The organism is Bacteroides sp. 1_1_30 (assembly GCF_020982715.1).
GTDB classification, from domain to species: Bacteria; Bacteroidota; Bacteroidia; order Bacteroidales; family Bacteroidaceae; genus Bacteroides; species Bacteroides xylanisolvens.
Genome location: NZ_JAJKHN010000129.1, coordinates 1 through 11318, shown reverse-complemented (window position 1 = coordinate 11318; position 11318 = coordinate 1). Strand labels below are relative to the sequence as shown.

Here is an 11318-nt window from a genome sequence, read left to right as displayed (position 1 = left end):
ATTTTTTTAATCTTCCGCAAAGATAGTTCACTTGCGCGTATTAACATAACATATCCACAGGGTTTTCGGACTGACCCGATTTATCTCTTTACAGTAGCAGTAGCTTCTTTTATGTGCATCAGTTGTACAAAGACTCAAACCACTCTTTCGGAAAATGAAAAGGCAGTCAATCCTCCTATCATGGGATGGAGTTCATGGAATGCGTTTCGTGTAGACATCAGTGAAGACATTATCAAACACCAGGCTGACCTAATGGTCGAAAAAGGTCTGAAAGATGTCGGATATCATTATGTCAATGTTGATGATGGCTATTTCGGAAAACGTGACGACAACGGAATAATGCTTGCAAATGAAAAACGCTTCCCGAGCGGCATGAAACCGGTGGCGGATCATATTCACAGCCTGGGAATGAAAGCTGGCCTTTATACCGATGCGGGTAATAGTACGTGTGGTTCCATGTGGGACAATGACACTGCAGGTATAGGAGCAGGTATCTACGGGCATGAACCACAAGACGCCCAATTATACTTTGGCGACTGGGGTTTCGACTTTATCAAAATTGACTATTGCGGAGGAGATGCGCTGGGACTTAATGAAAAGGAACGCTACACTTCAATCCGGAACAGTATAGACAAAGTAAACAAAGATGTTTCCATCAATATCTGCCGATGGGCCTTCCCGGGCACTTGGGCTAAAAACGCAGCAACCTCCTGGCGTATCAGCGGTGATATTAACGCACATTGGGGCTCATTAAGATATGTAGTCGGCAAGAATCTTTACCTGTCTGCCTATGCCGGCAACGGACATTACAATGACATGGATATGATGGTTATCGGATTCCGTAACGACAGCAAAGTGGGCGGACAAGGTCTTACCCCGACAGAAGAAGAAGCTCATTTCGGTTTATGGTGTATCATGAGCTCTCCTTTGCTTATCGGATGTAACCTGGAAAACATACCGGAGTCTTCTCTCGAACTGCTGAAAAACAAAGAATTGATTGCCCTCAACCAAGACCCGCTAGGTTTGCAGGCATACGTAGCGCAACATGAAAATGAAGGTTATGTACTTGTGAAAGATATTGAGCAGAAACGTGGAAACGTACGTGCTGTGGCTCTCTACAATCCTTCCGATACCGTATGCAGTTTCTCCGTCCCGTTCTCTTCATTGGAATTTGGAGGAAACGTAAAAGTACGTGATCTCGTAAAACATAACGATTTAGGCAGCTTCTCCGGCACATTCGAACAAACGCTTCCGGCACACAGTGCCATGTTCCTCCGTATGGAAGGCGAAACCCGTCTGGAACCGACTCTATACGAAGCGGAATGGGCTTACTTGCCTCTTTTCAACGACCTAGGTAAAAATCCTAAAGGTATTCTTTATGCCAATGACAAAGAAGCTTCCGGCAAAATGAAAGTAGGTTTCCTGGGTGGACAACCGGAGAATTATGCCGAATGGAAGGAAGTGTATAGCGAAGATGGCGGACGCTACAACATGACTATCCATTACTCATACGGTAAAGGACGCCAAATAGAACTGGATGTCAACGGCATTATTACCAAAATAGATTCTTTGGGAGAGGATAATAACCATAACAAAATCACAGTTCCCGTTGAACTAAAAGCAGGATATAACACCATTCGCATGGGTAATAGTTACAACTGGGCACCGGATATCGATTGCTTCACTCTGACAAAAGCATTGTAATTTGACGATATAACCCTCAATATTAAAAGGAGCAACAATGGAATAAAGATGCCCCCCAAAAAAAATTATCTCACTTTTAGAAGGCACTTTAAAAGCCGTTATTGCTCCTTTTTAGTTTAGCTACTGTCTAGTAATTCGTATTATATTTTATATCTTCATACCTATTGCCACTTATTCGGGCGTTATCGTAATCTCCGCCTTTTCCCTTACATTCACCTGTAACCGTGCATCTTTCTTCAGAGGTGTCCACACTACCCGCTTACATTCTCCTTTTTGCAAATCGTTAGAATGATGATTGCTACCACTTAGATATTCCGTTCCCAGTTCCGTATTCTCAAAGGTCCAGTTCCATACACCGTCCAAGTTCAGATAGAAATTCTCAATCTTACTATTTTTTGCATGAAACGACAATCCATTTCCCTGAATATCCAACGAACGAAGCCGGCAAGAATCAAGAGACATGTCATAACGGTTGCCACGGACAAATAATGAATCCGTTTGCACATCCTTCAAATTCAATTTCACACTTTCCGTGTTAGCAATTATAGTAGTCAGCGAATCCACCACCAGATTCACATGAAGCCCATACATAAAAACGTGATCTTTGTGCTGAAGCTTTTCAGGAATGTTATTCACATTCAAATCTAACTCCATCAATAAGGTATCATTTTTTTGAGTAACCTTCAAAAACTTCCCTTTCGGATACGAAATTTCTTCTTTTCCCGATGACGCATCAGAAGAAGATATGTCCATTTCACCACTTACAAACACGCGTTTCGTTTCAGGAACTCCGTCCTGACTCGTGAAAACATTAATCACATGTATGCCATTCAACTCCATTTGGGTCTGCTCATCACCTACAAAGATTCCATCTTCCCGATAGGGTTTCCCCGACATAGATATGAAAATAACAGTTGCCACAATTATAAGCAACCCGGAAACGAGAAGGCCCATAAATATATACGTAGTACGTTTCATAATATTCCGTCTTTTTTTATTTCTGCTTTTTTATAAACTCATGATACATTGTCTCTATTTCTTTTATCGGTATATCAAGCGTATACAGCTGACGAAAGAAATAGTCCAGTTCTTCCTTCAGAAAAGTATTTTTACGAAGAGAATGAATCAGCTCTTTTGCTCCCGAAGCCACAAAATATCCAATGCCCCGTTTATTATAGATAATATTCTGTACCTGAAGATAATCAAAGGAACGCATCACCGTATTCGCATTCACCTCCACAATGGCAGCATACTCCCTGACAGAAGGAATCCGCTCCTCTTCCGGATACTGCCCCAGCAATATCTCATCACAGATCCTATCTGCAATTTGTAAATAAATAGCTTTACTTTCTTTAAAATTCATAGGCTAAGGTATTACATTCTATTAACAATTTCAGATTCCTTAAAGCGTAAATAGGCCAATGTCCAGTTCATCAATGTAAAGAATATGCCAACAACAATCATAATACTCATAGCCGTATCTTCCGACATTCCAGTGAACACATTTTCCGAATAATAGTTGCCATTCTCCAAGAACATTTTGCTCATAAAAACAGCAAGTAAGAAATATACGATAGCAATAACCGTTCCCGATGCAAATGTTTTCAGGAACGAATTTTTAGGCCAAATAGAACTACCTAATACGAATAAGGATTGCACAAAGAAATAGGCTGATAACAGGGCTCCAAATTGTAACCCGGTCCGACATAATGTATAATAAGTCTTTCTTTCTCCAACCAGATGCGACAAGTCGACAGGAATGATAAAGTCCTTCTCCTCCGGATAAGCCAAAGAATAGATAATAAAACGTGTATAATCCGCCAGTTTATAAGAAATCAGGAAAATGACCAGGAACACAACCGTAAAAACAAACCACCGGGAGAAAAACTTCTCGAAAGGAGTTGCCGGAACCATTAACATGGAAGTACGGCTCGTTTTCGTTTTCATCTTTTCCATTGTAAACGAAGCGCTCAAACAACCAAATCCCCACAAAGACCAGATAAAAACGACTAACAAGAATGTCCATGCAGGATCTTCGATCTGACCTGAATGCCAATATCTATACTCAAAATATCCGTTCCAAACCATTACCACTGCCATCACTCCATACATCAACACCATACGAAGCACATTCGATCTCCAATTCTCTACCATCTCCTTACGGCAAAGATTCATAAAACGAGGCAAACTGAAAAAAGTATCTTTTATCATCGTCTTTTATTTTTGAGTGTGAAACAATCGGGCTATCTCTTCAGGAGCAGCCAACGTAGCATTAAAAAGAAGTTCCAAGTTTAATTCCGATTCTTCCTGTTCTTCGTTAGGAAGTATCAGGTAATTCCCCTGGATAGTAGGAATTGCGAAAAGAGCATTTTTCGCCAGTTCCCGATTGTCACTCTCCACAAAGAAGAGTTTGTCGCAGATATTACTTGTAGATTCATCCAGCAACACACGGCTATCATCCATAATCAATACATGGTCGAGCACCTTATCGATGTCACGAACCTGATGCGTAGAAATTACAATCGTCTTATCATCCGACATGCCCGATGCTATAAACTTACGGAACTGACTTTTACCGGGAATATCCAGTCCGTTGGTCGGCTCGTCCATCAACAAAAGAGAAGTGTTTGTAGCAAGCGCAAAGCTCATGAATACTTTCTTTTTCTGTCCCATAGAAAGTGATCCGAGATCAATATCTATATCCATTTCAAAATAATGGAGATATTTAATCATCTCCTCCTTGCTGAAACGGGGATAAAAAGGACTGTTCAACTCCACATAGCTAACCAGAGAGACTGAAGGTAATTCAAACTCTTCGGGAACTAAAAACATATCCTGCAAAGTAACCGGTAACCGACGGCGCACATCTGTATCGTGAAACACCACTTTGCCGTTTTTAGGAGTCAATAACCCGGACATCAGATAGAGAAGAGTAGACTTTCCCGCGCCATTCTTTCCCAACAGTCCATATACCCTGCCGGACTCGAACGAAAGCGAAAAATCATGTAATACCGCACGCTTCGATTTACGATAAGTAAATGAAAGATTTTCTACTGTAATCATAGCATTTCTGTTTAATGAACAATGTTTCTTAGTGTATTAGTGTAATAGTACACCGCAAATGTAGGCAATCTTTTGAATATTCCAATAGAAAAGGAGAAAAAGTGCAAAAAAAGGAGGAGCTAAGATCACTCTCCACTCCTCCTGTCACGACAAACAACTAAAATTATTCACTATTTGATGCCGTCCAATGCCCTTTTAGCAGTAGCATTAGCGGGGTCTATAGCCAGAATTTTATTCCAGTATTCTATGGATTTATCTTTATTAGCCTTTGCTTCGGCCTTCAATGCCGGATTCTCGATCGCTAACAAATAGTAATATCCAAGATAACTGTAACATTCAACCAAAGCTGAATTGTAATGAGGATCATTTTTGCTTTCCAATAAAGCAGCCACTTCCTCATAGAAAGGTTTCGCAAGCCCTTGAGTGGTTTCAGGGTCCAGTGCTGAATTGGCACGAGCTCTCCAGAAGTTACCCAAGTAGCTGTCCGGTGCCGCTTCCGCAATTGCATGGAAAACAGAATCGGCGGACATCAACGCCTGCTTGCGTTCTTCAACAGTGATTGTCAATGAATCAGGTTGCGTACCAGCACCGTAATAAAGTCTACCAACCTGAAACTGTAAGTCCGGAGTCTGTTTTTCTTTATCAAGGGATGCATAATATTTCTGGTAAGCACTGATTGCTTTTTTATAATCATTCTTCTGTTCGTAAGCAGAAGAGATATTTTTATATAAATCCGTCTTAGTCGGATCCATCTTTACCGCTTTCTCATATTGTATTACTGCATCATCATATTTTTTCAGACTTTCCAGCAAGTGTCCATAATACATATAATCCAAATAAGAATAATCGGCTTTTTCACATTCATTGAAGAAGATGTCCGCTGCCTTTATCGCTTCATCAAAACGCTTCAGGTCAGTATAGTTATACATTGCCAAACGGTTGAACGCAGCATGATGGGCATTCTTTTGCAATCCCATATTAGCCACTTCGAGCGATTTCTCAAAATCATGGTTCAAAAATAAAGCAAACGCATACTTCACCAAATCTTCTTCCGTAGCAGTAGGCCCCATTGCAAAATTCGCATAAGCTTCTGCCGCTTTACTAAAATCATTTTTTAAATAATAAATCTCGGCTAGTTTTTTGTCTACGGCTGTGTTGGACGGTTCCAGGGCTTTCAATTGGTTCAGCTTTTCAATAGCAAGACTTGCATTGGCTGATTTATAAACATCTGCATATTTCAGATAAGCTTCCGTACATTTCGGATCGAAATAAATCGCTTCTTCATATTTCTGAGAAGCGAGACCCGCATTTTTCTGCTTCATGGCAATATTTCCTTCCAATACAGAAGCAAGAGCCGATTTACCATTCGCTTTTCTGGCAAGAGTTGCATATTCTTGCGCTTCGGGAAGTTTGTCAGCATCCAGATACGTATTTCCAATAGCTACCAAAAGTTCCACATTCTTTTTATTCTTTCCTTTAATCAGATGCTCGGCTTCTTCAGCAGCCTGTGCCGGATTCGTCTGAATAGTTTCTTTCAATTTGGCAACTTCCGCCTGCCATTCGGCATCGGTTGATTGCGCACAGAGCGACCCTACTGCTATAAACGCTCCAACTAAAAACATTTGTACTCGTTTCATGATAGTCTCTAATTTTAGTTATTATTCGTCTTTCACGTGGACAATACGCACCGGCTGTGTAGCCGGAACAAGTCCGGATTTTAATATAATCCGCTGCCCCTTGTCGGATGTCATAAAAGAAGCAAATCCCCAGGGCAGCCCACTGCGAGGATCGTTCAGTAATGCATAGATGGATCGTGCCAGCGGATAATTACCATAGAACAGATAGGCCTGATAAGGCTTATAGCTGTTCGCAGGAGTTGCCACATCTTCAGCACTGACTGCCATCACTCTGATCTCTTCACGAAAAGAAAGATTGGTCGTATCACTGCGGTTCCCCAGCCAGTTTACTCCAATAACTCCCATGGCATCAGGATTCTTCACTACATAGTCTATCACCTGCTGGTTGGTTTTCAAGGCACTGACGTTACCTTCAGCCAACGGTTTCCCACCACAGATTGAGTCCATTGCAAAACGTACGGTACTGGAATTCTTATTATCGAACACCACCTGAATCCCCTTCAAGCGGGAATCCGGATTTACCTCTTTCCAGTTTTTCACCTCACCGGTGAGGATGCGGCGAAAATCACGTACACTCAACAAAGAATCCGGATTAGCACGATTCACGATCAATGCCAGACCATCCGTTGCCAATTTTATCTCGCGAGGGAAAAATTTACGGCTGTGGAATGAATTCATTTCTTCCTTAGTCAGTGTCCGGGTTGTAATAGCCAACCGGACACTGTCTTTCAGAAGTAAATTTATCGCTTCCACTTCAGTTGTGTAGCGAGGAACAATCCCGGCCAAAGGGTAAAGGTTTTCAAACACCTCTATCTCTTCTTGTATGATAGGTTCGAAACTTTCATCCGCCGCGATAGTTACCACACCGGAAGAATAAGTATCCGTCGGTCCTTTCGATTTTGAATTACAAGCACTCAACACCACCAACGCTACGAGTCCTATCAGCCTAAATTGTCTCTTCATCATCTTTTATTGTAATCTAAACATTACCGGAACGGTGAATTTCACACGTACCGCTTTTCCATTCTGTTTACCAGGGAGCCATTTCGGCATACTTTTTACCACACGCACAGCTTCCTTATCCAGATAAGGGTCTACGCCACGAGCCACACGCACATCAGTGATAGAACCATCACGTTCAACAACGAACTGTATAATAACGCGACCTTGTGTTCCATTCTCCTGTGCAATAGTCGGATATTTGATGTTCTTACCCAAGTAAGCCATCAATTCCTGTTGACCACCAGGGAAAGTCGGCATCTGTTCTACCATATCGAAAACCTTTTCCGGTTCCGGTGCAGCCTGTGTCACTACCTGCTTAAGATCAGCAATATCTTTACCATTCGCCTCGTCGTTACCTTTTACGTCGGCAATAGAGATGGATACTTTAGTAGCATTCAAATCCTCCTGGCTCTTGATCTCATCATCTTCATGCACCTCTTCATCTTTCTTGATGACAGGAGCAGTAAACTTGATAGAACTCTTCAGTGCAGGGGGAGGAGGCGCCACCGGCTCAACCCGTTTCATCTCTTCCTGTTTGATTTCCGGTTCTGCCAATTTCGACAAGGTAGTCACCTCTGTCATCACTTCTTTCTGCTCCGGAGTTGCCAACTTAAGCAGTGTAGGGATGCTAAATCCGACTGCCGCTATGATTACCACAATCAACATGGCGACATTGTGTCGTTTTGTTGAATTGGCACGCATTCTATATGCGCCGTATGCCTGGTTCTTGCCTTCAAAAATCAGTTGACACCATTCCGAAGAAGCTAAATCTAATTTTGCCATTTTACTTTTCTTTTTTGGGTGTTACATCAATTATCGGCTAAGTTCTGTGACAATCCACCTTTCGCATCGAAATTCTTGATTAAGAATTCATCAGCTTCCGCAATGTCTGTTATCACATATTTACCAATATTACATATCTGCATTTCGTCCAGCGCGTCAATCAGATTCATATAAGAAGCGTCATCCGTAGCTTTAATAATTACGGTCGGGGTATCCTTTCCGCTCTTTATCTCGGAAACCTGCTTCTTAAATTCGTCATCCGTTATCTTAAGATCCAATTTCTGTTGTTTCAATTCTCTTACTTTATTGACAGCAACAGCATTTTTCTGAAGAAGTACGGCACGCAGTCCATTTGCACCGTAGCTAGTTTCTTTCAACGAGGTATAGTCCTTATAATTAGGTTCTCCCTCATAATAATAGAGTTTATTATCAGGCCCCAGCAATAGTGTAATTGCCTGTGAAGCCTTCACCATACTCTTCTGGTTTTCAGTAATATCTTTGTCATTACTCGGCATGCTTATTTCCATCGTCTGAGGTTTGCTCAGTGTGGTACAAAGCATAAAGAAAGTAATCAGCAACATGTTCATGTCCACCATCGGTGTAAAGTCCACCCGGACAGTTATCTTTTTTTGCTTGCTCTTTCCTCTTTTTCCGCCGCTCTCTTGTACTTCAGCACTCATTGTATTTCCTCCTTTTTAATTTTCAGATTCTGCTTTGAGAGAAGTAATCAGATTGTACCGATTTTCCCGCAAATCCTGAAGTGAGTTCATAACGTTCTTTATCACTGAGTATGGAGTCGTAGCGTCTGCCTTGATGGCAATACGTAGATCAGCGTTAGCAGTACGTGCATTACGTACCCACGATTTAAACTGATTATCAACACTATCGCATGGAATACCTTCATTCTTAAGGATCTTATCCCGTTGATCTTCGGGGAGATCAAGATATTTCTGCATACTTCTGATAGGCACTCCAAAAGTAGAAGACAACATAAATCTCTTCTCTTGTTCCGGAGTAAACTTAATGCCATACTCTTCACCCATGCTCTCCAAGACAGCCTGCATATCCTGCTGCTTGTCGAGGCTCATAAATATTTTTCCTTCCGGATCAACCAAAATCTGGAGTACATTAGTCTCCGGAATCTTGATTTCCGATACGGAAGCCGGAGTGGTAACTTGCACTGGTTCCTTCTTCACAAATGTTGATGTCAACATAAAGAAAGTCAGAAGCAATACAGTAACGTCACTCATAGCGGTCATATCTATGAACGTACTTTTCTTTTTAATTTGCGCTCTACCCATGATTAATAATAGATTTTATAAGGGTTCGCAGAATTAGTGAGTAGCAGCAAAAGTTTGCACGATAGAGAATCCGACTTCGTCGAGTCCGTAAGTCAATTTATCGATTTTGTTAGTGTAATAGTTGTAAGAGATAACAGCCAATGCACCAGTCAAAATACCGAAAGCAGTGTTAATCAAAGCTTCAGAGATACCTTGTGACAAAGCCATAGAGTCAGCACCACCACCAGCAGACAAAGCAGCAAATGAACGGATCATACCGATTACAGTACCGAGCAATCCCATCAATGTACCCAGAGTGGTGATGGTAGCGATGATCGGAAGATTTTGTTGCATCATCGGCATTTCCAAAGCAGTAGCTTCTTCAAGTTCTTTCTGGATAGCCAACAGCTTCTGTTCTTTAGGAAGAGATGTGTTCTTTTCCATTTCTTCATACTTACGCAAAGTAGAAGTTACTACGTTAGCAACAGATCCACGTTGTTTGTCACAGATTTCCTGTGCTTTCTTCATGTCACCGGCAGCTAAAGCGTCTTTGATGTTAGCTACAAATTTAGACAATGAACCTTTACCGAAAGCAGAACGAAGAGCGAAATAACGTTCGATGCTCAAAGCAAGTACGGTTAACAACAATGTCTGGATAATAGGCACGATGATACCACCTTTGTAAATAGTACCCAACATGTTCAACGGGTGATTGTTCGGGTCATTGTTCATAAAGTTGGACGGGTTACCTAATAGGAATTGGAAGATACATACAGCTATTACTAAACAGCAGATGATTACGATACCGGCATTTTTTATACCTACAACTTGAGTTTTTTTAGTAGTTTCCATAATAAGTTTTTTGTTAAGAAATTAATTTTAGTTATTTAGGAAGTAAAAATTTCGATTAGGCACACTGCGCTACAGACCCTGCAACTTTTAAAAGGAAAAAGTCACACAGTTCATACAGAGTACGAAAAAAAACGGATAATAGGGGGAAATAAACTAAATAAGGATATGTCTTAGAGCGAACACATAGTAATCGCTACACGTAATGGAGTAATGTGGATCCTTATCCGAATAAAAAGATTTACTTTGATCTAATACTAAAGAATTCTCTCTTAACACGAGAAACTTATGCATAACGTCTTTCAAGGAGTCATTGATTTCAATGATTCTACGTAGGCGATAATTATTAGAGTTTGATTCAGTTACTAATTTAAATCCTAATTCTACATCAGAAATAGTTAATGACTGCGAGTTATCATAACTAACTGACTGATTATCTACAGAAGAATTACGATTAACATCAGAAGACGATTCTGACAGTTGACAAGAAGCTTCACAGTTTGAAGCATAAGCCGAAAAATTCATAGCATTTCCACCCATGCTAAAAGATAGCATCAGCAGCACAAAAGCTAATATGAATTTCGGCGAAAGTTTCATTGTATTTTTAGTTGTTTAAATCGTTCGTTATAGATTCGGCGACAAATGTAGCAATAAAATGTACACGAGTATCATTGTTCACATCATTTAAGCATAAAAATTTGTCTCTACTATAAGAACAAGTTCTAAAGTGTTTTGTTCTAGGGAACATCATTTTAATTTGTTAAAAAAAGCATCTCTATTGAACAAACTATTATGAGGTTTGATCTGCTAAAAAGGGCGGTATAAATACCAAAGTACCATTGATAAATCAAAAAACAGAAATTTTGCAAAGTACCCAAAACAGAAAGCCCCTTGATTCATTGCTGAATCAAGGGGCTTCTCTAAAAACGGCGGCTACCTACTCTCCCACTGTTACGCAGTACCATCGGCGTGACGAGGCTTAACTTCTCTGTTCGGAATG

12 protein-coding genes are annotated in these 11318 nt (G+C 40.8%); 1 reads left to right on the top strand and 11 read right to left on the bottom strand.

All coding sequences use genetic code 11. From position 1 onward, the window contains the following. Positions 1 to 111: 111 nt before the first annotated feature. On the top strand, positions 112 to 1704 hold the full coding sequence (locus tag LPH68_RS24200) for an alpha-galactosidase (RefSeq protein ID WP_151936701.1): 1593 nt from the start codon (positions 112 to 114) through the stop codon (positions 1702 to 1704). A 171-nt stretch (positions 1705 to 1875) separates the two neighbouring features. Here the strand turns inward: LPH68_RS24200 and LPH68_RS24195 are convergent, their stop codons facing one another. The 11 genes from LPH68_RS24195 to LPH68_RS24145 all read right to left on the bottom strand — a co-directional run bounded on the left by LPH68_RS24195 (position 1876) and on the right by LPH68_RS24145 (position 10915). Then, the gene (locus tag LPH68_RS24195; RefSeq protein WP_087323967.1) at positions 1876 to 2682 is read right to left on the bottom strand and encodes a hypothetical protein; all 807 of its coding nucleotides are present in this window, start codon (positions 2680 to 2682) and stop codon (positions 1876 to 1878) included. Positions 2683 to 2698: 16 nt separating this feature from the next. Continuing rightward, positions 2699 to 3067, bottom strand: coding sequence for a GntR family transcriptional regulator (locus LPH68_RS24190; protein WP_087323969.1), 369 nt, complete (start codon positions 3065 to 3067; stop codon positions 2699 to 2701). A gap of 11 nt (positions 3068 to 3078) precedes the next feature. Next, positions 3079 to 3915 (bottom strand): hypothetical protein, encoded by an 837-nt coding sequence (locus LPH68_RS24185; protein ID WP_087323971.1) that lies wholly within the window; start codon positions 3913 to 3915, stop codon positions 3079 to 3081. A gap of 6 nt (positions 3916 to 3921) precedes the next feature. Then, positions 3922 to 4767, bottom strand: coding sequence for an ATP-binding cassette domain-containing protein (locus tag LPH68_RS24180; protein WP_004316565.1), 846 nt, complete (start codon positions 4765 to 4767; stop codon positions 3922 to 3924). Positions 4768 to 4937: 170 nt separating this feature from the next. Further along, entirely contained in the window at positions 4938 to 6404 is a 1467-nt protein-coding gene (locus tag LPH68_RS24175) for a lipopolysaccharide assembly protein LapB (RefSeq protein WP_181981119.1), read from the bottom strand. A gap of 21 nt (positions 6405 to 6425) precedes the next feature. Further along, positions 6426 to 7370, bottom strand: a complete 945-nt coding sequence (locus LPH68_RS24170; RefSeq protein WP_008644916.1) for a PstS family phosphate ABC transporter substrate-binding protein — start codon at positions 7368 to 7370, stop codon at positions 6426 to 6428. A 3-nt stretch (positions 7371 to 7373) separates the two neighbouring features. Beyond that, a complete protein-coding gene (locus LPH68_RS24165) occupies positions 7374 to 8189 on the bottom strand; it encodes an energy transducer TonB (protein WP_004316568.1) in 816 nt (271 codons plus the stop codon). Between the two features lie 26 nt (positions 8190 to 8215). Next, the gene (locus tag LPH68_RS24160; RefSeq protein WP_004316569.1) at positions 8216 to 8869 is read right to left on the bottom strand and encodes a biopolymer transporter ExbD; all 654 of its coding nucleotides are present in this window, start codon (positions 8867 to 8869) and stop codon (positions 8216 to 8218) included. A 15-nt stretch (positions 8870 to 8884) separates the two neighbouring features. Continuing rightward, on the bottom strand, positions 8885 to 9490 hold the full coding sequence (locus LPH68_RS24155) for a biopolymer transporter ExbD (protein ID WP_004316570.1): 606 nt from the start codon (positions 9488 to 9490) through the stop codon (positions 8885 to 8887). Between the two features lie 33 nt (positions 9491 to 9523). After that, positions 9524 to 10321: a MotA/TolQ/ExbB proton channel family protein gene (locus LPH68_RS24150; RefSeq protein WP_004306909.1), complete on the bottom strand. Its 798-nt coding sequence runs from the start codon at positions 10319 to 10321 to the stop codon at positions 9524 to 9526. A 153-nt stretch (positions 10322 to 10474) separates the two neighbouring features. Continuing rightward, positions 10475 to 10915, bottom strand: coding sequence for a hypothetical protein (locus LPH68_RS24145; RefSeq protein WP_008026543.1), 441 nt, complete (start codon positions 10913 to 10915; stop codon positions 10475 to 10477). Between the last annotated feature and the right edge of the window lie 403 nt (positions 10916 to 11318).

Coding starts and splice junctions, on each gene's coding strand:
- LPH68_RS24200 (WP_151936701.1), top strand. CDS start 112: ATGTGCATCAGTTGTACAAAGACTCAAACCACTCTTTCGGAAAATGAA.
- LPH68_RS24195 (WP_087323967.1), bottom strand. CDS start 2,682: ATGAAACGTACTACGTATATATTTATGGGCCTTCTCGTTTCCGGGTTG.
- LPH68_RS24190 (WP_087323969.1), bottom strand. CDS start 3,067: ATGAATTTTAAAGAAAGTAAAGCTATTTATTTACAAATTGCAGATAGG.
- LPH68_RS24185 (WP_087323971.1), bottom strand. CDS start 3,915: ATGATAAAAGATACTTTTTTCAGTTTGCCTCGTTTTATGAATCTTTGC.
- LPH68_RS24180 (WP_004316565.1), bottom strand. CDS start 4,767: ATGATTACAGTAGAAAATCTTTCATTTACTTATCGTAAATCGAAGCGT.
- LPH68_RS24175 (WP_181981119.1), bottom strand. CDS start 6,404: ATGAAACGAGTACAAATGTTTTTAGTTGGAGCGTTTATAGCAGTAGGG.
- LPH68_RS24170 (WP_008644916.1), bottom strand. CDS start 7,370: ATGATGAAGAGACAATTTAGGCTGATAGGACTCGTAGCGTTGGTGGTG.
- LPH68_RS24165 (WP_004316568.1), bottom strand. CDS start 8,189: ATGGCAAAATTAGATTTAGCTTCTTCGGAATGGTGTCAACTGATTTTT.
- LPH68_RS24160 (WP_004316569.1), bottom strand. CDS start 8,869: ATGAGTGCTGAAGTACAAGAGAGCGGCGGAAAAAGAGGAAAGAGCAAG.
- LPH68_RS24155 (WP_004316570.1), bottom strand. CDS start 9,490: ATGGGTAGAGCGCAAATTAAAAAGAAAAGTACGTTCATAGATATGACC.
- LPH68_RS24150 (WP_004306909.1), bottom strand. CDS start 10,321: ATGGAAACTACTAAAAAAACTCAAGTTGTAGGTATAAAAAATGCCGGT.
- LPH68_RS24145 (WP_008026543.1), bottom strand. CDS start 10,915: ATGAAACTTTCGCCGAAATTCATATTAGCTTTTGTGCTGCTGATGCTA.